We start from the raw sequence: 26,500 nt of genomic DNA on the forward strand, positions 1-26,500 counted from the left end.
GACGTCGTCGAGATTTTTAATGGGAACGGCTGGACGCCGCGGGGCCGCGCATTACCAACCTCCACATTTATTTTCGGAAGCGACCCCACCGGAGCGGCGTGGTTTGCCGGCACTCGCGGCATTCGTGCGCCAAGGCTGTGCTCGGCGCGCGCGCCCCCCGTGCGAAACATGCGCGGAATCCCACCGGACGCGCGGTCCTTGACCCCTCCGCCCGCCCGGCGCTCGCCTTGGCGCGCAGCCCTTGCCCCCTCCGGCCGCCCGGCGTCCTCCTTGGCGCACAGCCAAAGCCCCCTCGGGTCACGCCGACATCTCTATGGCGCTTCGCCCAAGAGCCCCCGGGACCTCCGGACCTCTCCTTGGCGCACCGCCAAAGCCCACCCCGGACGCGCCGACCTCTCGGGGGCGCACCGCCAAGGCCCACCCCGGACGCGCCGACCTCTCGGGGGCGATTCGCCAATGCCCCCCTCGGACGCGCCGACCTCTCTTTGACGCGCCCCCAAAGCCGACCCGGGGCGCCCGGACCTCTCGTTGGCGCTTCGCCAAAGCCCACCGGGGCCGCGCAGACCCCTCGTCGGCGTATTTGCACGCCCTTTTCCGTCTCCGACGCACCGCGCGATTCTATTTGCTCTTTCGCGGTGGAGGCGACATCGAGTAGCCGAAGCCTCGGAGGTATCGATGCCCGTCCAGTCCCACCGGCGCCCGGAGCTACGCGCATCCGTCGTAAAGTTGCTCGAAACCCTCGTCCCCGCCGTACGAGACGGAGGCGAGGTGCCGCTGCTCTCCATCGTGCAGAGCGTCGCAGGCGATCGATTGAAGCCCGAGGTCCAAAAACACCTCGAAGCCCGCGGCAACGCCGTCTTCCGGCGCGAAGGCACGACGATGACCTTCTCCAACGAAGGCCCCGCCCTGCGCATCCCCCTCAAGCGATTCGACCTCCGCATCGCCGCCCGCGTCACCGGTGAGGCCCGCCTCGTCGAAGGCGGCGCCACGCTGCGCTTCCGCGGCGCCGAGACGCTGAGCGCGAGCAAATTCCTCTTCTCCGTGCGCCTCGAAGGCATCGAAGCCACCGACCAGCGAATTCTCGTCGACATGGAAGGCGACTCCTTCGACCAAGTCTTCGAACTGGTCTAGGTAAGAGCGCCCCCCTCTGACATCTGCGTCATAGCGGCGCCGGCTGGCACATCGTTTCCCGCCCAGCGCGAACCCTCTTTCACGGTCACACGCGCCTCCCCCCGAAGTGGAGCCCCGCACCCCGATTCGGATTCCGTTTCATGTCCGCGCAGTTGGCGCGAACCCCGGAAGCGGCGAGAATCCGACAGAGGTTGGCTTCTTATTTGCCAGGCGAAGCGCGGAGGCCTCATGCGAACCCATCTTCGACGCCCGCTCGCCCTGCTCCTCGTCTCCCTCGCCGGCGCCAGCATCGCCGCCGGATGCTCCGGCATCGACGATACCTTCGTCCCCAACCAGGACATCGCCGTCGCCGCCGTCTCGCCCCCTGCCATCTCAGGTGGCACCCTCGCCATCGCAGGTGACGGTCACACCGCCATCGCCGCCGACCCAGACCGCGACATGGTCTGGATCGTGGACCTCGAAGCCGGCACGCTGAAAGCCAAGGTCGCCCTCGAAGAAGGCGACGAGCCCGGGCGCGTCGCCTTCGACAAGAGTGGCCGCGCCCACGTGGCGCTGCGCTCCGGCGGCGCCGTCGCCACGATCGACGTGGCCAGCGGCAAGCTGGTCGAGCGTCGCCAAGTCTGCGCGACGCCGCGCGGCATCGCCTACGAGGCCTCCTTCGACCGCCTCCACGTGGCATGCAACACGGGCGAACTCGTGACGCTGCCGGCAAGCGGCGGCGCGGCGACGCGCGTGGTGAAGCTCGGCCGCGACCTGCGCGACGTGGTGGTGGACGGCAACAGGCTGCTCGTGAGCCGCTTCCGCTCCGCCGAGGTGCTCGTCGTGGGCCTCGAAGGGAAGATCATCCAGCAAGAAAAGCCGGCCCCGGTGAAGACCTTCGACCCGTTCACCGGCGGAGAGGCGAGCTTCGAGCCAGCCGTGGCATGGCGCATGGTGTCCCGGCCGAACGGCGGCGCACTGATGGTGCACCAGCGCGCGTCATCCTCGCCGGTGGTGATCGAGCAGCCCGGCGGCTACGGCAGCGGCGGCGGCTGCGACGGGAGCATCGTGCAAACGACGGTGACCGAGGTGGAGCCCGGCAACGAGGAGGTGCCGATCGTGATCCCGCCCCTCGGCGCCGCGTCGCTCTCCGGCACGGCCCTGCCCGTCGACATCGCAATCGCCCCGAACCAGGACGAGGTGACGATCGTCGCCGCCGGCAACAACGCAATCCTGCGAACGTCGCGGGCCTCGATCACGGTCGGCGAGCCGACGGGCTGCGATCCGTCGTTCAGCGAGCAGGTGCCCGGCCAGCCGATCGCCGCGCAATACTGGGGCGACGGTGAGCTCGCGGTGCAACTGCGCGAGCCCGCGGCGATCTACCTGCCGAACACGCAGCAGATGATCAATCTGCCCGGCGAGACCCGCAAGGACACGGGCCACGACGTGTTCCACAGGAGCGCGAACGGCTTCAGCTCACTCGCCTGCGCCTCCTGCCACCCGGAAGCGATGGATGACGCCCGGACCTGGAACTTCAACCCGATCGGGCCGCGTCGCACGCAGTCAATCCGCGGCGGCATCCTGGCCACGGCGCCGCTGCACTGGGACGGCGACATGGAAGACCTCGGCCACATCATGAGCGAGGTGTTCGTGAACCGAATGGGCGGGACGCAACTCGGCCCGCGTCAGTCGCGTCTCGTCGGTCGCTGGATCGACGCACAACCCGTGCTGCCGAAAGCCGAGGTCGCCGACACGACGGCCGTGGAGCGCGGCAAGGAGCTCTACTTCGACGCAAAGGTGGCCTGCGCAAGCTGCCACAGCGGCGCCAAGCTGACGAACAACGACTGGGCCGACGTAGGCACGGGCAAGGCCTTCCAGGTGCCCACCCTGATGGGCCTCGCCGACCGCGCTCCCTTCATGCACGACGGCTGCGCCCCCACCCTGCGCGACCGCTTCAGCCCCGCCTGCGGCGGCGGCGACAAGCACGGCGTGACGTCCCATCTGACCCCCGCCCAGGTCGACGACCTCGTGGCGTACCTCGAGACGCTGTAGAGAGAGAGGGAGAGGTTGGGGCTTTGCCCCAAACCCCAGCAGGGGGCTGTCCGCCCCCTGCACCCCGGACCAGGCACGGCCTGGACCGGGGACGGAGAAACCGCGCAACGCGCGGTTTCTCCGACGGGCCCGTGGCAAGACCACGAGCAACCCCGCCCACCAAGACCGCAGCGCCGCACCAGCCAAGACAGCAGCGCTGCGCCAACCAAGACAGCAGCGCTGCGCCAACCAAGACAGCGGCGCTGCCCTACATGCTAGGGACGCTTTCCCTGTCGACAGCGCGCATCGCGCGCTGTCGTCCTCGGTCCAGGCCGTGCCTGGTCCGGGTCCAGGGGTGGACAACCCCGGGGTTTGGGGCGTAGCTCGGCTTGCCGAGCGTAGCCCCATCGTTGAACAGACGGGGTCCGGGGTGAAACCCCGGCGCCACGCCCCCAACGCGGACGCAAGTTTTTTGCGCGTCCCGTCGGATCCTCGTCATGGGGCGCGTGATTGGGTAGACTCCCGAGGCGTGAACGTCGAACAACGAATCGCGGCGCTGGAAGCGCTCCTTGACAAGGTTCAGAAGAACGCCGCGTTGCCTCGGCCTGAGCGGGCTGGGCTCGGCTTGCTCGCGGTGAGGCCGGGGGACGACGTGGTGGGCGCCCCGATCCCTGCGATCGCTGAGGCGGCGACGCCCATCGCCACCAAGAAGCCCGACATCGGCGAGGATCTTTGGGACGACGCGCCTGCGAATGCGCCGCCGCCGAAGGCTGTTGCCATCGCGGCTCCGCTGCCTGGCCTCAAGGAGGGCACGCCGAAGACGCCGCCGGCGGTCCCGGCCAAACCTGCGCCTGCGGCTGCCAAGCCGGCTGCTGTGCCGGGTCCGAAGCCGATCACGCCGGTCACGACGGGCGCGAAGCCGGCGGCCGTTGCGCCGACGGCTGCCAAACCTGCGGCTGTGCCGGGCCCGAAGCCCATCTCGCCCGTCACCACGGCTGCGAAGCCGGCTGCGACGCCGCCTGCCACGCCTGCGGCGACCAAGCCCGCGGCTGCGATGCCCAAGCTCGCGACGCCTGCGGCGACGCCCATCACGACGAAGCCGGCGGTCAAGCCGGTGGATGAGCTCAAGAGGACGATTCCTGGTGTCGGCGATGGGGACGAGGCGGGTGATTCCCGTCCGCCGCCGCTTCAGGACGCGGATGCGATCACGGCGCCGCTCGCGCTTGCGCCTGAGCAGATCGAGGCCCTCATCGGGACCGACAAGAAGCCGGAGATCACGAGCACGGGCTTGCCCTCGGCGATCGTCGAGGATGGCGACGGCGACGATGCCGAGCCGACGAAGCTCTTCGAGCCTGCTTCGACGTCGAAGCCGAGCGCGGCGCTCTTGGGTGCCCTCGTGAAGCCCGAGCCCGAGAAGAAGCCGGTGTCCGAGCGGAAGCCGGTCGTCGAGACGAAGCCCGAGCCTGAGGCTGTTGTCGAGATCGAGACGAAGCCCGCGTCCGAGAAGAAGCCGGAGCCTGCGAAGAAGCCCGAGCCCGAGGCCGCCGCGATCGAACTCGAGGCAGCCGAGCCGGAGACGCTGCCCGCGTCCGAGAAGAAGCCGGAGCCTGCGAAGAAGCCCGAGCCCGAGGCCGCCTCGATCGAGCTTGGCGCTGCGGAGCTCGAGCCGAAGCCGGAGTCGGAGAAGAAGCCGGTCGCGAAGCCGCCGCTCCCGCCGAAGAAGCCCGAGGCCGAGAAGAAGCCTGTCGTCGAGACGAAGCCGCCGGTCGAGAAGAAGCCGCCGGTCGAGAAGAAGCCTGTCGTCGTGGCGAAGGAGCCCGAGGAGACGAAGCCGACGCAGGAGCCGAAGAAGGGTTTGCCCGGGTGGCTGCTCGTCGCCGCGGCGCTCTTGCTCATCGGCGCGGGCGTGTTCGTCGCGATGCAGAAGGGCTGGATCCCTGGCGTGGCGCAGCCCGGAACGACGGGCGGCGCCGTGACGCCTCCGCCCACGCCCACCGAGACGGAGAAGGCAGCGCCTCCGCCCACGCCCACGGACACCGCGGGGACCGCGCCGGCGCCCACGGACAGCGCTGTGGCGGCTCCGCCTGGGAGCGCGTCGGCCGCGCCTGCGGGCAGCGCTTCGGCCGCGCCTGCGGCGAGCGCGAGCGCTGCGCCGACGGCGGAAGCGCCGCCGGCGAAGGATCCGGCGACGTTGCCCCCGACGCGCGGGGTCCTGACCGTCAGCTCGAACAAGGCGGCGCTCGTGTTCTTGACCGGCAAGCTGGTCGGGAACACAGGCGAGGCGCTCGAGGTCGACTGCGGTCCGAAGTTCGTCCGCCTCGCCGAGCTCGGCGAGACGAACCCGACGAAGGCCAAGTGGCTCACGCCGGGTCAGTCGGCCGTGATCAACTGCCAGAAGGCGAACACCGTCACCATCAACGTGCCCTGAGGGCCGCCGCGCGAGCGGCGCACGTGCGAGGAAGCCTCGAGGTCCCCAGGCCTCGGGGCTTCTTCGTTTCGAACGCGGGTGGCGCGGAGCCGCAGGCGGAATGGTAGGCTCCGCGCCGCATGGACGTGCAGCAAGATGGGCAGGCGGCCGAGGCGCAGGACGCCCCGGAGACGAACGAGACCAACGAGACGGGCGAGGCCAGCGCGCCAGAGGCGCCTCGAGCGCCGCAGGCGACGACGGGGGCGAGCGGCCCCTTCCCGACGCAAAGCCCGCTCGATGGATCCGCCCTGCCGGCCGTGACGGCGACGTCGGCGAGCGAGGTCCCGGCGCTCGCCCGCAAGGCGCGCGAGGCGCAGCAGGCGTGGGCCACGAAGACCGCGCGGGAGCGGGCGAGCGTGATCGCGCCCGTGAAGCAGCGGATCCTCGCGCGCGCCGAGGAGATCGCGGACCTCGTGCACCGCGAGTGCGGCAAGCCCGTCGAGGAGGCGGCGCTCGCCGAGGTGCTGCCGAACGCGGACCTCGTCGAGTACTGGACCGACGCGATCGAGGAGCTGCTCGAAGGCACGACGGTCGAGTTCGATCCGCTCTCGTATCCCGGGAAGATCGGCCGGATCCACAAGGCGCCGCGCGGGCTCGTCGGGCTCGTGACGCCGTGGAACTACCCCGTGGCGATCCCGCTTCGAACGATCGTGCCGGCGCTGCTCGCGGGCAACGCGGTGCTCTTCAAGCCGAGCGAGATCACGCCGCGGGCAGGCGCGCTCGTGGCGTCGCTCTTCGAAGGGCTCTTGCCGGAGGGGCTGCTCGCGCTCGTGCAAGGCGGCGGGGACGTGGGCGCGGCGGTCGTCGACGAGGCGGACGTCGTGGTGTTCACGGGCAGCGTGGCGACGGGGAGGCGCGTGGCCGTGCGCTGCGCGGAGCGGCTGATCCCGTGCTCGCTGGAGCTCGGCGGCAAGGACGCGGCCATCGTGCTCGCCGACGCGCTGGTCGAGCGGACGGCGAACGGCATCGTCTGGGGCGCGTTCACGAACGCCGGGCAGAACTGCGCGTCGATCGAGCGCGTGTACGTGGATCGGAAGATCGCGGACAAGATCGTGCCGCGCATCGTGGAGCTGACGAAGAAGCTCGAGCCGGGCCGCGATACGGCGGTGCTGACGACGTCGCGGCAGTGCGACATCGTGCGGCGTCACCTCGCGGAGGCCGAAGCCGCCGGGGCCGAGGTGCTCGCCGGCGGCGCGCCCGAGGCAGGATCGCTCGCGTTCGCGCCGACCGTCGTGAAGCTCGAGCACGAGGACACGCCGCTGCTGCGGGAGGAGACGTTCGGGCCGATCCTGCCGATCGTGCTCGTGGACGGCGTGGAGGACGCGATCACGCGGGTGAACGCGTCGACGTTTGGTCTCACGACGAGCTTGTGGACGCGGCGCGTGGGCGCGGCGCACGCGATGGCGCGGCGCCTGAAGACGGGCGTGGTGACGATCAACAACCACGGCTTCACGGCAGCCGTGGCCGCGGCGCCCTGGACGGGCACGGGCGAGAGCGGGTACGGCATCACGAACAGTCCGCACGCCCTGGGCGAGCTGACGCGGCCGCAGTTCGTGCTCGAAGACCGCAACAAGGCCGCGCGCGAGCTCTGGTGGTACCCCTACACGCCCGTGCTGCGCAAGATCGCCTTCGCGATGGCGCGCGTGCGGGGTGGGGCGGGCTTGTTCGGCCGGATCGCCGCGGTCTTCGAGCTCGTCGCTGCGCTGCCGAAGCGCCTGCTCGGAGGATGACCGTGGAGGACTCTCGCCCGCTGATTCTGCTCTCGAACGACGATGGCTACGCCGCAGAGAACCTGCGCGCGCTGCATCAAGCGCTCACCCACTACGGTCGGGTGATCGTGTGCGCGCCCGAGGTGAACCAGAGCGCCACGAGCCACTCGCTCAGCCTGCACCGGCCCCTACGGCTCCGGAACGTGTCGGAGGACGTGTTCGCCATCGACGGGACGCCGGCCGACTGCGTCTACGTGGCGATGCACTCGAACAGCCGGGTGCTGCCGCGCAAGCCTGATCTCGTCGTGTCAGGGATGAACCACGGGCTGAACCTGGGCGTGGACGTGTTCTACTCGGGCACGGTCGCAGCCGCGCGCGAGGCCGCGATGCGCGGGGTGCCCGCCGTCGCGGTGTCCGCCGACGCGAAGGCCGATCGCGCCGCAGCCGCCGCGCTCGGCGCGCGGATCGCGATGGAGGCGCTCGCCGCCTTCCGGCGCACGCCGTCCGCACGCGCGCCGCTCTTCAACGTGAACGTGCCGCCAGGCAACGCGTGGCCCGTTCGTGCCACGAAGCTCGGCGCGCGGCTCTACACGGAGAGCGTGATCTTCCGGGAGGATCCGCGCGGGCAGGAGTACCTGTGGATCGGCGGCGGCGGCGTGCGTCACGATCACGTGCACGGCTCGGACACCGAGGCCTTCGACGAGGGCGCCGTCGGCGTGACACCCCTGACGCAGGATCTCACGTCGTCCGATCACCGCGACCTCTGCGTGGCAACGTGCGCGGCCGTTTCCCTCAGCAAACGCGAAGGCTAGGCTCGTCCGCGATGACGACGACGTTCGATCCCGACAAGCTGCCCGGGGCGCATGCGCTCGCGTACCTGCAATCCAAGCTGCGGGACGTGCCCGACTTCCCGAAGCCCGGCATCCTGTTCAAGGACATCACGCCGCTGCTCGCCGATCCGCGGGCCCTGCACATCACGATCGATCTGCTCGCGGAGCGGTTCATCGGCGAGCGCATCGACCTGGTGGTGGGGATCGAGTCACGCGGGTTCATCTTCGGCGGCGCCGTGGCGACGCGGCTCAACGCAGGCTTCGTCCCCGTGCGGAAGCTAGGCAAGTTGCCCTGGAAGACGGATCGGCTGACCTACGCGCTCGAATACGGCGAGGCCGAGCTCGAGATGCACGTGGACTCGATCCCGAAAGGCGCACGCGTGCTCGTGATCGACGACGTGCTCGCCACAGGCGGCACAGCAAGCGCAGCCGCCGAGCTCACACGCAGGCAAGGCGGCGTCGTCGCAGCCTTCGCCTTCGTCGTGGAGCTCGACTTCCTGGCGGGGCGATCGAAGCTCGACAGCGAGAACGCGCGGCAAGCCGTGTACTCGCTCGTGCACGTCGGCGGCTGAGGCGCAGGCCGTTGCGCCGGGGTTTCACCCCGGACCCGACCAGGGGCTGTCCGCCCCTGGACCCGGACCAGGCACGGCCTGGACCGAGGGTGGAAGAACTGCGCGATGCGCAGTTCTTCCAACGGGGCTGTGGCTATCCTACCGCCGCCCGATCGCCTCGAAGAACCGGCGGAGGATCGCGCGACCTTCCGCTAGCAGTGGGATCGACGTCCACTCGTTTCGCTGGTGCGCTTGTGCGTTCACGCCGGGTCCCCAGTTCACGGCGGGCACGGAGAGGGCCGCGAAGCGCGCGACGTCGGTCCATGCCTGCTTCGCCTCGACGCCGGCGACGCCTGCGTCCTTCAGGGCGAGCACGAGCGGGTGGGACGCGTGGGGTGGCGCAGAGGGGGAGAGGTCGGTCCACTCGATGTTTGCGCGGCCTGCGACGAGCGCTTCGATGTCGCGTTGGGCTCCGGGGATCGACGTGTCGGGGGAGAAGCGGTGGTTCAGGTTGAGCGTGAAGGCGTCGGGCACCACGTTCCGACCACGACCGCCCTCCGCCAGGGTCGCGGACGTGACCGTGCGGTACGTGAGCCCGTCGAGGATCACCGTGCGCGGCTCGCGTGCGCCCAGCTCCGTCAGGAACGGGCCGGCCTTGTGGATCGCGTTCTCGCCTTGCCACGGCCGTGCGCTGTGCGCGGTGCGGCCCTCGAACGTCACGCGCGCGTGGATCGAGCCTGATGCGCCGAGGCTCAGCTTGTTGTCCGAGGGCTCCATGCAGACGGCGAGATCCACGGCCGTGGCCTCGGGATCGTCTGCGAGCACGCGGCCGAGCTCGTTGTCGACGTACGGCCCCTCCTCACGGGCGTAGAAGATCAAGGTGAGATCGGTGCCTGTGATCTCGCGCGCGCCGTGCTCCAAGAGGTCGAGCATGAGCGCGAGACCCGACTTCATATCCGAGGCGCCGGGACCGTAGAGCTTGTCGCCTTCGACGCGCGGTGGACCATCGTGGGACGTGCGCACGACGTCGAGGTGCCCCGCGAGCGCGATGCGCGGGCCGCCTGTGCCTCGCGTGACAGGCACGACGATCGATTCGCCGTGACGGCGCGGCGGCGCGGCGAGGGGCGCGCGGGAGACGCGCTCCTGGACGGCGTCGGCGATCCGCCGCTCCTCGCCTGTCGGCGAGGGAATGTTGCAGAGCCAAAGAAGGGTCTCGACGAGCCGCGCTTCGACCTCGCTCATACCGCCACCGCGAAGTCCCGGAGCGCGGCGTTGAGCGAGACCTTGCGATCGGTCGATTCGGTCCGCTTTCCGATGATGAGCGCGCACGGCACGCCGAACTCGCCCGCTGGGAAACGCTTCGGCCGCATCCCGGGGATGACGACGCTGCGCGCGGGGACGCGCCCGCGGTGCTCGACGACCTCCGCGCCGGTCACGTCGAGGATCGCGGTCGACGCCGTGAGCACGACGCCTGCGCCGAGCACGGCCTCGCGCTCCACGATCACGCCTTCAACCACGATCACGCGTGAGCCGACGAAGACGCCGTCCTCGATGATGACGGGCTGCGCGCCCGGCGGTTCGAGCACGCCGCCGATCCCGACGCCGCCTGCGAGGTGAACGTCGCGGCCGATCTGCGCGCACGAGCCCACGGTCGCCCACGTGTCGACCATCGTCCCTGCGCCCACGCGCGCGCCGATGTTCACGTAGCCCGGCATGACGATCGCGCCGGCTTCGAGGAACGCGCCGTACCGCACCGCGCCCGGCGGCACGACACGCACGCCCGCGGCGTCGAGGCCACGCTTCAGCGGGATCTTGTCGTGGAACTCGAGCGGCCCCGCCTCCATCACCGACATCTTCTGCACGGCGAAGTAGAGCAGGATGGCCTGCTTCACCCACGCATGCGTCACCCAATGGCCCTCGGAGACGGGCTCGGCGACGCGGAGAACGCCACCATCGAGCGCGTCGATCGTCTGCAGGACGGCGCGCTCGTACGCGGGATCCTTCAGGAGGGAACGATCGGCGAAGGCGGCCGAGACGAGCGGCGCGAGGGAGTCGGCGAGGTTCATCCCGGCCGGGATAGCACGGATTTCACGTCGCCTCGCGCTCGCTCTCGATCGAGACGATCCCCGCGGCTGCGTCGATCGTGAGCCCGAGCTTCGCGCGACGCGCGGCCACGTGAGCGATCCCAAGCGAGCTCGGCACCTCGCCCCGCGCCGTCACGGACAGCACGAGCCGCGTCGCCGGCGCGTTCCGCGGCGCCGGGCTCAAGCGAATGACGAGACCCCCGCTGGACGGACGCGCGACGCCGAGCCGCGCCGTCACCGTCCCGCGGCGCGAGGCGATCGGCGCCGCGAGCTCGACGAGCCCGCCGAGCACGTGCCGATCCGCCACGAGCCACGAGGGCCGCGGCGCCTCCACGGCGATTCGAATCATCCCCTCCTCGGCCGCGCGATTCGCGCCGAACCGTTGCTCCAGCACGTCGACGAGATCGAGCTCCGTGGGCGCGGGCGTGACGGACGCGGCGAAGAGCTCCGCGATCGCGAACGTGTCCCGAAGCTCGGCCCCGTGCTTGCGCACGGAGGCTTCGAGGGCGAGGCGCCGCCGCGCATCGGAGAGCGATCCGCCATCGGAGAAGGCGGACGAGAGGGCGGCGACACACGCGCCTGCGTGCGTGCCGAGGGTGCGGGCTTGATCTTGCGCTTCCAGATCGGAGGCGAGCGTCGCGACGAACGCGAGCTCGAGCGCGACGAACGACGCGCGCAGCGCCTCGCAGGCCGGGACCATCTCGCTCAACGCGACCGCGAGGGCGCGTGGCCCGATGCGGCGTGAGCCGAGCAGGTCGCCGAAGCCTTCGAGCGCGGCGAGGCCCTCACGGACCGCGCCGCGGGCGATGGCGAGCGGGCTTTCTGCGCGCGCCGATCCGGTCACGCGCGGGGAGAAACCTCGTAGCCGGCGAAGAAGTAGGCGATCTCGCGCGCAGCGGACTCGGGCTTGTCCGAGCCGTGCACCGCGTTCTCGCCGACGCTCGCGGCGTACAGCTTGCGGATCGTACCTTCGGCGGCGTTCGCGGGGTTCGTCGCGCCGATGACCTCGCGGTACTTCGCGATCGCGTCCTCGCGCTCGAGCGCCATGATGACGATCGGGCTGCGCGACATGAACGCGCAAAGTTCGTCGAAGAAGCCGCGTCCACGGTGCTCCGCGTAGAAGCCTTCGGCCTCCGCGCGGGTGAGGTGGACGCGCTTCATCGCGCGAACGATGAAGCCCTCCTGTTCGAGGCGGGCGATGATCGCACCCGTGTGGTTCTTCTCGACCGCATCGGGCTTGACGATGGAAAGAGTGCGCTCCAGTGCCATGACGCGCCCCTACTAGAAGAAAGAGGGCGTGCGCGCAAGAAAAGCTCGCGCCGGCGCGTCGTTCTTGCCGAATTGGAAGGGAGACGCCCGCCATGGCTCGGCTCGCCCCCATGCTGGACCGCACGCCACGCGCCTGTCACACAAGGCTGCTAGAGGTGGGGCCCACGCATGCCGACGAACGTTCTCATCGTCGAGGACGAGCGCGACCTTCAGCGCGTCCTGTCCTACAACTTCAAGCAGGCGGGGTTCGACGTCGTCTCCGCGATGAACGGCGAGACTGCGCTCCGCGCGGTCAAAGAAGAGCCGTTCGACCTCGTGATCCTCGATCTCATGCTCCCCGACATGCCGGGCACCGAGGTGTGCAAGCGCCTCAAGCAGTCCCCGGAGACGGCCAGCATCCCCGTCATCATGGTCACGGCCAAGGGGGAAGAGGTGGATCGCGTGGTCGGCTTCGAACTCGGCGCCGACGACTACGTCGTCAAACCCTTTTCCGTGCGCGAACTCATCTTGAGGGCGCGTGCGATCTTGCGCCGCGCCGAGGGCCCGCAGCCCGACGGCGCGAAGATCGATTTCGGCGTCCTTCGTGTCGATCGCGCCGCGCACCGCGCGTGGGTGAACGGCGAGGAGATCGCCTTCACCGCGCTCGAGTTCAAGCTGCTCGTCGTGCTCTTTGATCGCCGCGGGCGCGTCATGACCCGCGACGTCTTGCTCGACGAGGTCTGGGGCTCGCACGTCGACGTCACGGCCCGCAACGTCGACACGCACGTCAAGCGCGTACGCGAAAAACTCGGCCTCGCCGGTGACTACGTCGAGACCGTGCGCGGCGTCGGATACCGCTTCCGCGCCGAGCCCGGCGAGCTCTCCCCGCCCGCCGACGAATGATCGGCCGCCTCGGCATCCGCGCGAAGCTCATCCTCGCGTCGGTCGTGCTCATGCTCCTCGCGGGCCTCGCGATCGAGCGCTTCGGCTCCCGCTCGCTCGAAGCGCTCATGATCGAGCGCACGATGGTGCAGCTCACCGGCGAGCTCCGCCTCTGCGAGGACATCGTCCGGCGCCGCTGCGAGCACTCTCCGTGCGCCGAGGGCGCCACGCTCGACGCGCTGTCCGACGAGCTCGGCACGCTCGCCGGGGGACGCATCACGCTCATCGCCCCGGGCGGCGCCGTGCTCGGCGACTCCGAGCTCACGCACGACGAAGTCTTGCGGACGGAGAACCACGCCGCGCGGGAGGAGATCGCTTCCGCGCTCGCGACCGGCACCGGCAGCGCGCTCCGCTACAGCGGCACCCTCGGCCAGCGCATGATCTACGCCGCGCGCCGCTACCCCAAGCCCGAGCACGGCGTCTCCGTCGTGCGCATCGCCGTGCCGCTCACCGGCGTCGACGCGGCCATCGGGAGCGCGCGCATCTTCTTGCTCGTCGGCATCGCCGTCGCGATCGCCGCGGCCGTGGCGATGAGCGCATTCGGCACGTACCTGCTCACGCGCCCCGTCCGTAGCCTGACCGAGGCTGCGCTGGCGATGGCCGGCGGCAACCTCGCGATCCACGCGCCCGCGCAGGGCACCGACGAGACCGCGCAGCTCGGTCGTGCCTTGAACCGCCTGTCGAGTGAGCTGCTCGCCGCGATCGAAGAGCTCCGCGACGAGCGGGATCTCCTCGCCTCGATCCTCGACGGCATGAACGAGGGCGTGCTCGTCACCGACGGCGACGCGCGGATCGTCCTCGCGAACCGCGCGCTGCGCGGCATGACGCTCGTCGGGGAAGGCACGATCGGCAAGAGCGTGATCGAGGTCATCCGCAACGCCTCGCTCCAAGAAGCGCTCGATCGCGCCGCTGCGGGGAGCGAGGCCGTCGTGCGTGAGGTCGAGCTCTCGGGCCTGCTCCCGCGCAAGCTCCTCGTGCGGGTCTCCAAGCTCCCGACGCGCAAGGATCGTGATCGTCAGACCACCAACGATCGCGGCCTCATCGCCGTCTTCCACGACGTCACGGACCTCCGGCGCCTGGAGACGATCCGCACCGACTTCGTGGCGAACGTCTCGCACGAGCTCCGCACGCCGGTCACGGCCATCAGCACCGCGGCCGAGACGCTCCTCGCCGGCGCGCTCGCCGAGCCCGAAGAGGCCGCCGAGTTCGTCGACGTCATCGATCGTCACGCCAAACGCCTGCGCCAGCTCGTCGACGACCTGCTCGATCTCTCGAAGATCGAGAGCAAGAACTACCGCTTGAAGCTCGTCGAGCAGGACGTGATTCCCGCCGTCACGCATGTCGCGCGTCTGCTCGACGAGGCCGCGCGGCGCCGCAAGGTCGAGGTCCGCGTCGAGCGCCCCGAGAGCCCGCTGCCGGCGCGCATCGATCGCCGCGCCATGGAGCAGGTCCTCATGAACCTGTGCGACAACGCCACGAAATACGCCGGCGAGGGCGCGCATGTCGTCGTCACGGCGCGCCCGAAGGCCGGCGGCGGCGTGGAGCTCAGCGTGAAGGACGACGGCCCTGGCATCCCGCCGGCGCACCTCGGCCGCATTTTCGAGCGCTTCTATCGCGTCGACGCGGGCCGCTCGCGTGACCTCGGAGGCACGGGCCTCGGCCTCAGTATCGTCAAGCACCTCGTGGAGCTCATGAACGGCACGATCGACGTGGAGAGCGAGCTCGGAAAAGGCTCGACGTTCACGGTGCGACTTCCGCCCACGGGTGAACGGGCGTCGCGCGACCGGATGTAGCTTTCACCGCGAGACAAAAAGAATCCGTTCGGGCTTTTGCTGCGGCCCCCGGCTCTGGCACATTTCCGTCATGCTGAGCCGTAGAAGCTTCCTTCGCGCAACCGTCGTCACCCTCGGCGCCGCTTTTGTTCCTGGATGCGGCGACGATACCTCGAGCACTGCGGGCAATCGCGAGCTCGTGGACGGGACGGGATATTTCCCGCAATCCGTCGCCTCGGGGGATCCACGCCCGAAGAGCGTCGTCGTCTGGACGCGCGTCGTCGACAGCGAAAAGGCGGGCTGGGACCTCGACATCGAGCTCGAGGTCGCGCTCGACTCCGCATTCACGAAGCCCGTCTCCGAGCCCATCAAGCTCCAGGCCCTCGCCGCCTACGACAACTGCGTCAAGGCGCGGATCGTCGGCGAACCCGGCAAGACCTATTATTACCGATTCGTCTACGAGCGCGGCGGCATCCATTACGTGTCCCGCGTCGGCCGCACGAAGACGGCGCCCGAGGAGGACGCGGACGTGCCGGTGCGCTTCGCCTTCGTCTCCTGCCAGGATTTCGTGGGTCGGTATTACAACACGCTCCTCGCGCTGGGGAACGAGGACCTCGATTTCGTGGTGCACCTCGGCGATTACATTTACGAGACGACCGGCGACCCCTCGTTCCAGACGCCGGACGATGCACGCAAGGTCGTTTTCCGCGACCCGGCCTCCGCGATCGAGCTCGGGGCGAGCGGCGATGTGAAGTTCTACGCGGCGAAATCCCTCGACAACTACCGCGATCTCTACCGCACCTATCGCTCCGACCTCGCGCTCCAGGCCATGCACGAAAAATTCCCGATGATCCCGACCTGGGACGATCACGAATTCTCGAACGACTGCTGGGGCGCGAACGCCACGTACCTGAGCGGCCGGGCGAGCGAGCTCGACGTGGCGCGCCGGAAGGCGGCAAACCAGGCATGGTTCGAGTACCAGCCCGTCGACTATGCCGACGATCCCGCATTCACGTACGATCCCGCCGCCGAGGTTCCGAACGATATCCGCATCTATCGCGATTTCACGTTCGGCAAACACATCCACCTGGTCGTGACCGACCTCCGCAGCTACCGGCCCGATCACCTGATCCCCGAGGATGCCTTCCCCGGCGCGGTCATCTTCGACGAGGCCACGCTCACGGCCTCGCCCGGGGGCCTGCCCGGTCCCACGGTCGCCACGCCCTACGTCGACATCGAGACGTACGCAGGCGGCCTTTACAAGGGTGTCCTTTCACAGGTCGCGATGGCCGCGGGGTATGAGGTCGCGAAGGTCACGGGCAACGTGAGCGTCGATTACATCAACGCGGTCGTCGCCCAGATCAACGGCGGCGCAACCCCGCCCGATCCGCCGATCCCGACCATCGATCCCGCGGGCCAGCCGCGGGGCCTCTCGTATTTCGACCTCAACAAGGTCGGCTTCTATGCGCAGATCGGCACGCGGTATTTCGTGCACAAGGACGCGTTCGACGTCTTCAGCACGCTCCGCTACGCCGCCGATCCCAAGACCCAGGACGTCATGGGCGAGGCGCAGGAGGCCTGGTTCTTGGAGACGCTCACGAACGCCACGACGACGTGGAAGGTATGGGCGAACGAGTTCAACATCGTCCCCGTCCAGGTCGACCTGCGCCAGATCGCGGGCATCCCGGCGAGCGTGCAGCGCCGCTTCTACATGGGCGTCGAGGGCTGGGACGGGTTCCGCGACAAACGGAACGAGCTGCTCGGGAAGATCGGCGCGCTCGGCAATGTGGTCGCGTTGACCGGCGACCTGCACACGTTCATGGTCGGCACGCCATGGTCCGAGCAGGATCCCACGAAAAAGATCGTCGAATTCATGACCGGCGCCGTCTCCTCGACCCCGTTTCGCGACGAGCTCAGCTCGCAGGTGAAGGGCGACCCCGTCCTGAGCCAGATCCCCGCGGCCCCGCTGCTCGCGTTCCAGATCGACGACCTCGTGCTCGACACGGAAACGAAGGTGAACCCCCACCTCGCCCACGCCGAGAGCAACACGCACGGCTATGCCATTGCCGAGGTGAGCGCCGCGGAGATCGTCGTGACCCTGCACTCGGTCGCCGGGAAGGAGGTCACGACGAATTACGCCGGAAAGACGGCCGATTTCGCAGCCAAGATGAAAAAGGTGCGGTTCAAGACGGTCGCTGGAGGGAGCGACCTTTTCAAGGAGATCGACGGCGCGTGGAAGCGGTGGGATGCGGAAACGCTGATGTGGGCCTGATGAGGCGCGTCGTTTTGCAGCGGACGTCCGTCCCAGGACACTAACGAGCGTCGCTGACCGCGGCGGGCTCGGCGCGCACCATTTTCCCGAAGTGCGTGTCGAGCCAGCGCTCGGCCTCTGCCAGATCAGGCTTGCTGCGGAACGCCTCGGCGCGCTTGAGCACGTCGATGAGCAGCGTCTCCTCGTTGACGGGGTAGGCCAAAGACAACGCTCCGTCCGCGAGCTGCTTGTCCCAGCGGGCGCGCACCACGGCCCAGAACGGGGCGGTCTCCTTCCAGTAGCGCTGCGCAGCGCTCAGCGGATCGGCGATGCGGGTGTACTCGTTGAAACCGAATTCCCGCACCAGCGGGCGCTCGACGCCGTCGCGGCGGATGACCTTGGTGTTGTCCTGCTCGTGGGTCCAGCCCAGCGGCGTGATGGTGTGCCGGTTCTCGGCGATGAGGAGATCGTAGTCTTTGCGCGAGGAATACTCGCGGCGCGGGAGCGGGCGCAGCGTCGACTCCGAGGTCCAGGTCGACGAGCTCTTCTGATGCACCCAGGTGCCGCTGCCGGCGTAGCGCGGCGCGTCGCTGACCTCGTAGACGAGCTGGGTCCACGTGCCCGTGCGTTCCTGCTCGCTGCGCGTGCGCCGGTCGAACTGTTGTGCGCCGAGGAACCGGAAGTGGTCAGGCGCCTCGTAGACCCACACCTGGCGCCAGTGCTTCACCACCATGCCCGCGGGAAGCACCAGCAGGTGCTGGAGCTCGATGCGCCGCGGCTCGTCGCTCACCACCACCACGGCCTCCGTGCCGGTCACGTCCTTCGCGGGGCGCGGGAGGTAGCCCGGCTCGAGGACCGTCGTCTCGTCGAAGTGGAACGACACGCGGTAGCTGCCGGCCATCGCGAGAATCGCGCGGCGGTCGCAGTCGAAGGCGGCAGCGCCCGGGCCGCACCAGGCCTCGGAGCGGGGGACTCCCTGGGCGAGCCGCTCGCTTCGCGCGCCCCCTGCATGTCCACATCCCACGAGGATCGTCGTCGCCAGAGCCAGAGCCACAATGCGCATGTGGAGCCTCGTAGATGAAGTTGAGAATGAAAGTCAATATCGAACCAGGGCGCACACGAAACAAACGCGCGCTGCCTTCCTGATCCTGGTCACCCCCGCCGCCCGCGTCCGTCCAAGACCGACACCGACGGACGTCAGCCCAGCGGCTCGTGGTGATCGTGCGCGACCACGCCGCGCTTCCAGTGCCCCGAGGCGTGCACGCGTGCGCGCTCCCAGCCTCGCTCGCGCACGAGCAGGCGCATCACTGCAGAGGTCTCGGAGGCCTCCCCGGCGAGCCAGGCGAAGCCATCGCCCGCATCGGGAAGCTCGGTCGCGCGCACGATGTCCACGAGCCGCTTTGCCACGTCCCCCGCTCCGCCCACGTCCGCACGGTGCACCCAGCGGGTCTCCACGCCTGGCCGGGCAAGCTCGGGCCACGCGACCTGGTCGCTCGTGTCCTCCACCAACGCCACCACGAAGTTGCGCGCGGTCGCCGGCGTCTCCTCCAGACGACGTGTCATCTCCGGCAGCGCCGTCTCGTCGCCGACGAAGAGCTGCCACGCCGGTTGCAGCCGGAGCAGGCGCGAGCCGCGCGGCCCGGCGAGGCCCAGCACGTCGCCCGGCGTCGCGCGCCCCGCCCAGGAGGAGGCGACGCCATGCCCGTGCAACAAGAAGTCGATGTCGACGGTGTCCGCGTGCCGCGCCCTGATGGTGTAGTCGCGCGCGATCGGACGTGCGCCCGGCGGCGGCTGCATTTCACCGCGCTCGTTGACGATGGGCAGCGCAGGCTCGGATTGTCCCTCGGCGGGGAACAAGAGTTTTACGTGATCCTCGGGGGCCAGGGAGACGAAGCCTTCGAGCTCGGGGCCACCGAGCGTGATGCGACGCATCCGTGGCGAGAGATCGCGGACGCGGGCGACGACCAAACGGCGAACCTTCAGCGGATGACGAACGAGCTCGAAGGGCGAGTCTTCACGGTTCATGGAGGCACTCCTGCGGACACAGAGATGGGCGGACGGCGTCGAGCGGGCAAGCGAGATGCTGCACGTCGCGCTCTGCATCGAGGCTGCCGAGGCGGCCCAGCCCGACGAGACCGACCATCGCGGCGCGTCAAACTCCCGCTCGCCTCCACTCGCTTCCGCTTCCGTCTCCGCATTTTTTTCGCCGCTCCACCCCTCTGTCACGGTCCTGTCACACAGCACGGGTACGACGACCCTGTGGGCACCCGCGTCACGCGTTCGCTCGCGGACGTCGTCGTCCCGAAGCTCCTGTTCCTCTGCGCGCTCTGCAGCGTCCTCGCCACGCTCGTGATCGCAGGCCTGCTCGCCGCAGAGGCACTCGGGTTTCTCCGGACGCTCGGTGCATCGGGGCTCATGGCGAACGCGCCGAGCGGCCTCGCGTCACTCCTCGCAGGCACCGTCCTCGCCACGCTCGTCGCCGTCCTCGTCGCGCTCCCGCTCGGCCTCGTCGCCGCGATTTACCTGAGCGAGTTCGCCGGACCCCGCGCGCGCCGTGTCCTCGCGCCGACGCTCGACGTGCTCGCGAGCCTGCCCACGGTCGTCCTCGGCTACCTCGCGATCGCCCTGCTCACGCCGGCGCTCGCCGCGCACCCCGTGCTCCTCTCGGGCGTCGCCCTCGGCGGGATGATCCTGCCGTCCTTCGCGGCGCAGTGCGAGCACGTGATCTCCGCGGTCCCGCAAAACCTGAGCGAGGGCGCGTACGCGCTCGGCGCAAGCAAGCTCGCGACGGTGAACTCCATCGTCCTCAAGTCTGCACGCGGCGGGATCGGCGCGGCGTTGCTCTTCGCCGTCGCGCGGGCGCTCGGCGAGGTGATGATCCTGGTGATCATCACGGGCCACACGCCGCAGGGCGGGTGGGACGTGTGGGTCCTCGAAGCGTCGAGCCACCTCGCGCGCGCCTCGCTCTCCGTAACGATCGAGGGCGCTTTGGTGCTCGTCGCCCTGGCCCTCGCGATGGCCGTGCCCGCCTCGATCGGCGCCGCGTCGTGGCTCGAAGAGTACGCGCCTCGCGGCAAACGCATGGCGCGCGTCGAGCAGCTCGCCCGAACGCTCGCCGCGGCCCCGCCGATCGTCTACGGCCTGCTCGGGCTCGCGATCTTCGTGCGTGTACTCGGCTCCGGCGAGAGCACGCTCGCGGGCGCTGCGATGCTCGCGCTCCTCCTCCTGCCGCGGATGACCACGGCCTTCCGCGAGGCGCTCCGCGCGGTGCCCGGATCGCTGCGGGAAGCCTGCCTCGCGCTCGGCGCCGATCGACTGCGCACGCTGCGCGAGGTCGTGCTGCCGGCGGCGATGCCCGGCATCTGGCGCGGCGCCCTCCGCTCGCTCGCCCGCGCGGCCGTCGAGACCGCGCCGCTCGCGTGGATCGGCGCGCTTTCGCTCTCGGCGCTACCCTGGAAGCTCTTCGTCGCGGCCTAGCGCCCGCGAAAAACCCCGGATCCCCGTATGACCTCCGACCACCCGCACGACAGCGAGCCCCCGGTGAAGATGAAAGCCGAGGATCTCCGCGCGTGGACGGACCGCGAGGAGCTCATCCGCGGGATCACCCTGCGCATCGCGGACAAGCGCGTCACGGCGCTGATGGGCCCCTCCGGCTGCGGCAAGTCCCCGCTGCTCAGGTGCTTGAACCGCATGCACGAGATGACGCCGGGGAGCCGCGTCGAAGGGCGCGTGCTCCTCGACGGCGCCGACATCTACGCCCCCGGCACGAACCCCGCCGAGGTCCGCCGCCGCGTCGGCATGGTCTTCAAGAAGCCGAACCCGTTCCCACACATGTCCGTGCGAGACAACATCCTCGCCGGCCTCCGCCTGAACGGCCTTCCCGTCGAGCGCCCCGACGAGCTCGTCGAGCGCTCCTTGCAAAAGGCCGCCCTCTGGGACGAGGTCGCGGACGACCTCGCCCGCCCTGGGACGAGCCTCTCGCGGGGCCAGCAGCAGCGCCTCTGCATCGCGCGCGCGCTCGCGCTCGGCCCCGAGGTCCTGCTCATGGACGAGCCAACGAGCACGCTCGACCCGGTGGCGACGAGCCGCATCGAGGATCTGCTCCACGAATTGCGCGAGCACGTGGCCGTGGTCATCGTCACGCACAACATGCAGCAGGCCGCGCGGGTCAGCGACTACACGGCGTTCATCCACGAGGGAGATCTGGTAGAGTTCGATCGAACGGATCGGATCTTCACGAACCCGAGGGAGCGACGAACCGAGGATTACGTGACAGGGAAGTTCGGTTGAGCTGAAAGGATCACGCGAAGGTCGATGCCCCAGGGTCAGCACACGAGCCGCGTCTACGAGAACGAGCTGCGCACGCTGCGCGATCGCTTGCTGCTCATGGGCAGCCTCGTCGAGGAGATGATCGGCAAGGCGATGCAGGCCCTCGCCACGCGGGACACGACCCTCGCGCGCTCGACCATGAAGATGGACCGGCGCATCAACCGGCTGGAGTGCGAGATCGACGACCTCTGCATGCGCATCCTCGCCATGCGCCAGCCCGTCGCCTCGGATCTGCGCTTCGTCACGAAGGCGCTGAAGATCGTCACGGACCTCGAGCGGATCGGCGACCTCGGCGTGAACATCTGCGACCGCGTGGCCGAGCTGAACGAGGAGCCGCCGCTCGGCGCCACGTTCGACCTCGTGGCCCTCGCGGACGAGGCGACGCTCGTGGTGCACGAGGCGCTCGACGCGCTGGTCGAGCGCGACGTCGACCGCGCGACGGAGCTTCTCACGCGGGACGAGGCGATCGACGAGCACTACAGCGAAATCTGGAAGCGCCTGCTCGAGCTCATGACCTCGGACCCGACCACGATCTATCGGGCCACGCGGATCCAATCGATCGCGAAGTACCTCGAACGTATCGGCGATCATGCGATGAACATCGCCGAAACCGTGGTTTTCCTGGTCACCGGCAAGGACATCCGGCACCACAATCGGCGCTACGAGACCGGCGCTCCGCCTGCGAACGAAGGCGCGGAAGGCAAGCCCGGCTGAAGGCGTTTCGCGCCCCGTGCCTCGCGCAAAACTTGCTGAGAGCCCGGGAACTTGTGCTACGGCACGGCCCATGGCGAAGTCCACGCGCCCCGTCACGATCGAGAGGCCCTCGCCGGCCGACGAAAGGCCCGCATGGTCCCGGGTCGGAATCGTCGCCGCGGTGGGCTTCGTGCTGGGCGTCGCCTGGCCCAAGCTCGCGGGCGTGAAGGTCGGCCCCAACGTGCCGGGCGACCTCAAGGCCCAGGCCGAGGTCACGGCCCCGCCGACGGCCTCCGCCCAGGCCGCGCCGCCTGCCGCTGCGCCCGCGCCCACGGGCGCCCCGACGGCCGAGCCTGCCGCCGCGCCGTCGAACAAGCAGACCGTCGCCGTCGGGCCCGGCAAGATCAGCCGTTGCTGGGACAAGAAGAACAAGAAGGTCACCGATTGCGGGGCCCTCCAGCTCGACCCCGTCGCGGTCCCCAAGCTCCAGGGCCTCGCCGAGTGCCCCTCCGCGGTCGGCCTCTCCGGCAAGCTCACGCTCGGCCTGGAGATCGATTTCGAGAAAAAAGAAGTCCACGTCGTCAAGAACAAGAAGGACAAGACGACGATCCCGGCCTCGACCGTCACCGGCATCGTGCAGTGCGCCTCGCGCGCCTTCGCGAACCTCCCGCTCGAGGACGTCCCGAACAAGTACCGCAATTACACGGTGCAATACGGCCTCACGTTCTACCCGCCCGGCAAGGCGCCCGAGGAGGCCGAGGCCCCGGCCGGCGAGGGTGAAGCCGCCGCCGGCAGCACCACGAGCGAGGCCGAGGCCAATGGCACCGGCGTCGTGAGTTGGGATACGGCCCTCGTGCGCAAGGATCCCAAGGACGGCGAGGTCGTGGCGCGGCTCGTACGCGGGACGAAGATCAAGCTCGTCGGCCGCCGGAACGATTGGTTCAAGGTCGAGACGGGCGGCAAGACCGGCTGGATCTACCGCGGCGCGATCGGACTCTGAATTTCCACGCGGATCTGGAAATCGAGCCGCTTGGAACGATAAGCTCGGCCCCGAGGCGTTCTCGGGCCGATGTCACACGCAAGCGCGCACCCCTCGTCCACCACGCGACGACCCCGCCGAAATTTTCTCGTTCGCGGCGTTTTCGCATCGCTCGTCGTCTCTGCCGCCGCGCTGTCGGCCTCCGCCGCGTGTAAACACCTCCTGCCCGCCGAAAACGCCGTCGCCAAGGGCGTCCGTATCGGCGGCGCCGAGGCCGGCCCCGGGTCGCCCCGCGAGGTCGCCGAAAGGCAAGCGCGCGTGCTGCTCGATCGGCGCGTCACGCTCGTCCTTGGTGAAGACGTCGTCCTCGAAACGTCGCTCGCCGAGCTCGGCGCGACCGTCGACGAGGAGCGGCTCGCCGCGCGGCTCGCCTCCGTGGGCCGCGAGGGAGACCTCTTCACGCGCCTCGCGGACGCGCTCTCCGCGCGGCACGGCGGCGTCTCGGTCCCCGTCTTCGTCACGCTCCCGATCGAGCCGCTCGCCGCCGCGCTGGAACGGCGCAAGGACGAGACCGACACCCCGCCCCGCGGCGCGCGCCTCGATTTCGCCACCGGAAAACCCACCTCGCACGTCGCCGGCCAATACCTCGATCTGTATGCAGCCGCCTCGGCCATCGAGCGGGCCGCCGAGAACGGCGAGACGCGCGTGCCCGTCCCGAGCTTCGCGCTCCTGCCCGACGCGTCGAGCGAGGTCGTCGCGTCGATCGACGTCTCCCGGGTTGTCACGAAATACGAGACCCGCTTCGGGTACGTCGGCGGACAGGCGAACCGCGCGCAGAACGTCGCGCGGGCTGCCGCCGGCATCGACGGCGTCGTGCTCCTCCCGGGCGAGATCAAGAGCTTCAATGCCGAGGTCGGCGCCCGCACGAAGGACAATGGCTTCACCACGGCGCCCGAGATCTTCAAGGGCGAGATGCGGGAAGGCATCGGCGGCGGCACCTGCCAGGTCGCGAGCACGCTGCACGCGGCGGCCTACCTCGGCGGCTTCGAGATCGCCGAGCGCATCAACCATTCCCGGCCGAGCGGCTACATCCCGATGGGCCTCGACGCCACGGTCGTGTATCCGCACGTCGACCTCAAGCTCAAGAACCCCTATCCGTTCCCCGTCGTCGTGCACGCCGTCGTGGACAAAGGCACGCTCACGGTCGAGATCCGCGGAAGCGGGAATCCCGCCGAGGTCGAATGGTCGAGCGCGACGATCGGCGTATCCCCCTACAAACGCAAGATCGAGGAGAGCCCGGGTTTGAGCGAGGGGCGCGTCGTCCTGAAGCAAAAGGGCATTCGCGGGTATCAGATCAAGAAGACCCGCGTCGTGAAATCGGAGGGCCGGGCGCGCGTCGAGGAGAAGACCGACGTGTATCCGCCGACCTTCGAGATCCTGATCGTCCCGCCCGGCCTTGATCCCGCGACGTTACCGCCTCTGCCCGGCGAAGCGGCCGAGCGGCAATCGAGCGGCTAACCACGCCGCGATCCCGCCCCGCTGCGCCGCCGAGAGCGCCGCCACCTTCGCCATTGCCAGCGTCGTATCGTACGCGACGCGCCGAAACCACACGGCCCCCTGGTCCATGTCGAGGATCGCAAACGCCGCGCGTGGATCGCCGTCCCGCGATTGCCCCACGCTCCCGGGGTTGATCAGGTAATGCGCCCCGTCGTCGAGCTTCACCACGTCGCCCGGCGCAGGCCCGAACGCGCCGCCCCGCGCGCGCCAGGCCCCCGCGTGGTGCGTGTGCCCGAAGAGCCCGATCCGCGCGCCGTACCCGCCCTCGCGCAATGCCTGCAAGCTCTTCTCCAGCCGCGACAAACTCGACAGGTGAAGCTCGTCGTTTGGCATCGGGTGCAGCGCCGCGTGGAAGAGCAAGAGCTCGGAGGACGCCTTCCGGACGAGCGGCAACGAAGCGAGCCAATCGTGCGCCGTCCCGCCGAGCAGCCGCTTCGTCCATCGCATCGCCTGCTGCGCCTGCAGACCGAAATGCGCCGTGTCCCGCAGCCCGAGCGCGGCGCGATCGTGGTTGCCGACGACGCACTTCGCCCCGGCCGAAGCGAGCATCCGCGCGCATTCGTTCGGGTTCGCCCCATATCCCACGATATCGCCGAGGCACAGAATCGCGTCGACCCGCTCCACGTCGATCGCCGCGATCACCGCGGAGAGAGCTTCGAGATTCGCATGCACGTCCGACACGACAGCGTACTTCACGGCCGCCCCGCCTTTCCGCCCGCGCGCCGGGCCCGCTGCCCCACGCGTTTCGCCAGCGTGAGCACGAGCGGCCAGGGGTCGTCCCAGGCGAACACGTCGAAGACCTTGGGCCCGCGGTACGAGGCCACGAAATCGCGGAGCGACACCACCCCGGAGGGCCCGTAATCGAGGAGAAACGCCCGCACGTCCCCCTCGACCGAGGCCCAGCGCAAGCCCGGACGAACCGGCCCCGTGTGCGGCAAAGGCAGCCCCGCGAGCTCGGCGTACGCGACGAGCGGCAGATTCACGCCCGACGCCGCGCCGAGCCGGTTCCACAGGTTGAAGCGCGGGTTCGCCTCCAGCAAGAAGAGCTCACCCGTCTCTGCGTCCCGCTTGAAATCGAGCTTCACCACGCCCACGAGCCCGAGCGCCCGCACGACCTCGAGCCCGATCCGCGTCACCTCGGGATCCTCCACGATTTCGATGAACGTACTCTCGCCCGAGCCCGACGGGTACGTCCGGATCTTCTTGCCCACGTGATGGGCGACGGGCTCGCCGCGCGCGTTCATCCACGCGTGAAAGCTCGTGATGTGATCGTCGCCGCCGCGCACGTACCGCTGCACGACGAACGCCGTGCCCGACCGCCGCATCTGTTCGAGCCGTTTGTCGAGCTCCTCCGGCGTCCACGCGAAAAACGCCTTCCAGGGCAAACCTCCCTCCTCGCGCACGGCCGCGGAGGTGCGGAACGACGTGTGGTTCACGGGTTTCACCGCGCAAGGCAGGGGCACGCGCGCCATCACCTCCGCCCGTGTCGTCGCCTCCACGGACGTCACCGTCGCGGGCACGGGCAAACCGAGGTGCCGCGCGAGCTTGGCGAAACGCGCCTTGTCGACGAGCTCCTCCACGCGCTCGGCCGGCGGCAGGAGAAATCGGTAATGCCGCGCGAGCATCTCCCGGTGCCGCGAAACGCAGAGCAACATGGCGTCCGTCCCGTAAAACAGCACGGGCCGCCCGCCCGTCCGCTCCGCCACGATCCGGAGGTCCTCGGCCGTCTGATCCGGGTTCGTCACGGGATCCGAGAGCACGGCCGTTTGCGCCACGTGCCGGGATCCGAACGTCGGATCCCCGGCGCGCGTGGAGGCCACGACGAACGGAATGCGCGCGACGGGCAGGCCCGCATCGGCCGGCGCGTCCCCGGAGAAACACCGGACCATGTTGAGATCCCCGCAAAGCACGGCCGGGACAAGCGATTGCTCGGGCATCGTTCCCTCC

At 69.6% G+C, this 26,500-nt stretch carries 22 protein-coding genes; 14 read left to right on the forward strand and 8 right to left on the reverse strand.

Annotation, left to right across the window (positions count from 1 at the left end):
• The first annotated feature begins 675 nt into the window (after positions 1-675).
• The 6 genes from POL67_RS36705 to POL67_RS36730 all read left to right on the forward strand — a co-directional run bounded on the left by POL67_RS36705 (position 676) and on the right by POL67_RS36730 (position 8,719).
• Positions 676-1,131, forward strand: coding sequence for a hypothetical protein (locus POL67_RS36705; RefSeq protein WP_271925293.1), 456 nt, complete (start codon positions 676-678; stop codon positions 1,129-1,131).
• 228 nt (positions 1,132-1,359) lie between these two features.
• Positions 1,360-3,162 carry a c-type cytochrome gene (locus POL67_RS36710; protein WP_271925294.1) on the forward strand — a complete coding sequence of 601 codons (1,803 nt, stop codon included), beginning with the start codon at positions 1,360-1,362 and terminating at the stop codon, positions 3,160-3,162.
• Between the two features lie 508 nt (positions 3,163-3,670).
• Complete coding sequence (locus tag POL67_RS36715) at positions 3,671-5,569, forward strand: hypothetical protein (protein WP_271925295.1); 1,899 nt, start codon at positions 3,671-3,673, stop codon at positions 5,567-5,569.
• Positions 5,570-5,688: 119 nt separating this feature from the next.
• Positions 5,689-7,338: an aldehyde dehydrogenase family protein gene (locus tag POL67_RS36720; protein ID WP_271925296.1), complete on the forward strand. Its 1,650-nt coding sequence runs from the start codon at positions 5,689-5,691 to the stop codon at positions 7,336-7,338.
• 2 nt (positions 7,339-7,340) lie between these two features.
• A complete protein-coding gene (surE, locus tag POL67_RS36725; protein WP_271925297.1) occupies positions 7,341-8,129 on the forward strand; it encodes a 5'/3'-nucleotidase SurE in 789 nt (262 codons plus the stop codon).
• An 11-nt stretch (positions 8,130-8,140) separates the two neighbouring features.
• Positions 8,141-8,719, forward strand: coding sequence for an adenine phosphoribosyltransferase (locus tag POL67_RS36730; protein ID WP_271925298.1), 579 nt, complete (start codon positions 8,141-8,143; stop codon positions 8,717-8,719).
• A 138-nt stretch (positions 8,720-8,857) separates the two neighbouring features.
• Here POL67_RS36730 and dapE read toward each other — a convergent pair whose 3' ends face one another.
• Genes dapE through ndk form a run of 4 tightly spaced genes read right to left on the reverse strand, consistent with a single transcriptional unit; the run spans position 8,858 to position 12,051 of the window.
• Positions 8,858-9,940, reverse strand: a complete 1,083-nt coding sequence (gene dapE, locus POL67_RS36735; protein WP_271925299.1) for a succinyl-diaminopimelate desuccinylase — start codon at positions 9,938-9,940, stop codon at positions 8,858-8,860.
• Positions 9,937-10,764: a 2,3,4,5-tetrahydropyridine-2,6-dicarboxylate N-succinyltransferase gene (locus POL67_RS36740; protein WP_271925300.1), complete on the reverse strand. Its 828-nt coding sequence runs from the start codon at positions 10,762-10,764 to the stop codon at positions 9,937-9,939. The genes dapE and POL67_RS36740 overlap by 4 nt, the downstream gene beginning before the upstream one ends.
• A gap of 22 nt (positions 10,765-10,786) precedes the next feature.
• Complete coding sequence (locus POL67_RS36745) at positions 10,787-11,626, reverse strand: hypothetical protein (protein WP_271925301.1); 840 nt, start codon at positions 11,624-11,626, stop codon at positions 10,787-10,789.
• A complete protein-coding gene (gene ndk / locus POL67_RS36750) occupies positions 11,623-12,051 on the reverse strand; it encodes a nucleoside-diphosphate kinase (RefSeq protein ID WP_271925302.1) in 429 nt (142 codons plus the stop codon). The genes POL67_RS36745 and ndk overlap by 4 nt, the downstream gene beginning before the upstream one ends.
• A 168-nt stretch (positions 12,052-12,219) precedes the next feature.
• Here ndk and POL67_RS36755 point away from each other — a divergent pair, with 168 nt between their 5' ends.
• The 3 genes from POL67_RS36755 to POL67_RS36765 all read left to right on the forward strand — a co-directional run bounded on the left by POL67_RS36755 (position 12,220) and on the right by POL67_RS36765 (position 17,016).
• Entirely contained in the window at positions 12,220-12,933 is a 714-nt protein-coding gene (locus tag POL67_RS36755; protein ID WP_271925303.1) for a response regulator, read from the forward strand.
• On the forward strand, positions 12,930-14,765 hold the full coding sequence (locus POL67_RS36760) for a HAMP domain-containing sensor histidine kinase (protein ID WP_271925304.1): 1,836 nt from the start codon (positions 12,930-12,932) through the stop codon (positions 14,763-14,765). Before POL67_RS36755 ends, POL67_RS36760 begins: the two co-directional genes overlap by 4 nt.
• Positions 14,766-14,835: 70 nt before the next feature.
• A complete protein-coding gene (locus POL67_RS36765) occupies positions 14,836-17,016 on the forward strand; it encodes an alkaline phosphatase D family protein (protein ID WP_271925305.1) in 2,181 nt (726 codons plus the stop codon).
• Positions 17,017-17,056: 40 nt separating this feature from the next.
• Here POL67_RS36765 and POL67_RS36770 read toward each other — a convergent pair whose 3' ends face one another.
• Entirely contained in the window at positions 17,057-18,058 is a 1,002-nt protein-coding gene (locus tag POL67_RS36770; RefSeq protein WP_271925306.1) for a DUF6607 family protein, read from the reverse strand.
• 134 nt (positions 18,059-18,192) lie between these two features.
• Positions 18,193-19,020 carry a siderophore-interacting protein gene (locus tag POL67_RS36775; RefSeq protein ID WP_271925307.1) on the reverse strand — a complete coding sequence of 276 codons (828 nt, stop codon included), beginning with the start codon at positions 19,018-19,020 and terminating at the stop codon, positions 18,193-18,195.
• 234 nt (positions 19,021-19,254) lie between these two features.
• Between POL67_RS36775 and POL67_RS36780 the strand changes: the two genes are divergently transcribed.
• The 5 genes from POL67_RS36780 to POL67_RS36800 all read left to right on the forward strand — a co-directional run bounded on the left by POL67_RS36780 (position 19,255) and on the right by POL67_RS36800 (position 24,514).
• Positions 19,255-20,472 carry an ABC transporter permease subunit gene (locus POL67_RS36780; RefSeq protein ID WP_271925308.1) on the forward strand — a complete coding sequence of 406 codons (1,218 nt, stop codon included), beginning with the start codon at positions 19,255-19,257 and terminating at the stop codon, positions 20,470-20,472.
• Positions 20,473-20,499: 27 nt separating this feature from the next.
• Positions 20,500-21,285 (forward strand): phosphate ABC transporter ATP-binding protein, encoded by a 786-nt coding sequence (locus tag POL67_RS36785; protein ID WP_308789568.1) that lies wholly within the window; start codon positions 20,500-20,502, stop codon positions 21,283-21,285.
• 24 nt (positions 21,286-21,309) lie between these two features.
• A complete protein-coding gene (gene phoU / locus POL67_RS36790) occupies positions 21,310-22,038 on the forward strand; it encodes a phosphate signaling complex protein PhoU (RefSeq protein ID WP_271925309.1) in 729 nt (242 codons plus the stop codon).
• 70 nt (positions 22,039-22,108) lie between these two features.
• Positions 22,109-23,017 carry an SH3 domain-containing protein gene (locus POL67_RS36795; protein ID WP_271925310.1) on the forward strand — a complete coding sequence of 303 codons (909 nt, stop codon included), beginning with the start codon at positions 22,109-22,111 and terminating at the stop codon, positions 23,015-23,017.
• 69 nt (positions 23,018-23,086) lie between these two features.
• Positions 23,087-24,514 (forward strand): VanW family protein, encoded by a 1,428-nt coding sequence (locus POL67_RS36800; RefSeq protein WP_271925311.1) that lies wholly within the window; start codon positions 23,087-23,089, stop codon positions 24,512-24,514.
• Here POL67_RS36800 and POL67_RS36805 read toward each other — a convergent pair.
• Complete coding sequence (locus POL67_RS36805) at positions 24,467-25,249, reverse strand: metallophosphoesterase family protein (protein WP_271925312.1); 783 nt, start codon at positions 25,247-25,249, stop codon at positions 24,467-24,469. The genes POL67_RS36800 and POL67_RS36805 overlap by 48 nt on opposite strands.
• The gene (locus POL67_RS36810) at positions 25,246-26,490 is read right to left on the reverse strand and encodes a carboxylate--amine ligase (RefSeq protein ID WP_271925313.1); all 1,245 of its coding nucleotides are present in this window, start codon (positions 26,488-26,490) and stop codon (positions 25,246-25,248) included. The genes POL67_RS36805 and POL67_RS36810 overlap by 4 nt, the downstream gene beginning before the upstream one ends.
• Positions 26,491-26,500: the final 10 nt, after the last annotated feature.

Origin of the sequence: Polyangium mundeleinium (assembly GCF_028369105.1) — a bacterium.
Classification (GTDB): Bacteria; Myxococcota_A; Polyangia; order Polyangiales; family Polyangiaceae; genus Polyangium; species Polyangium mundeleinium.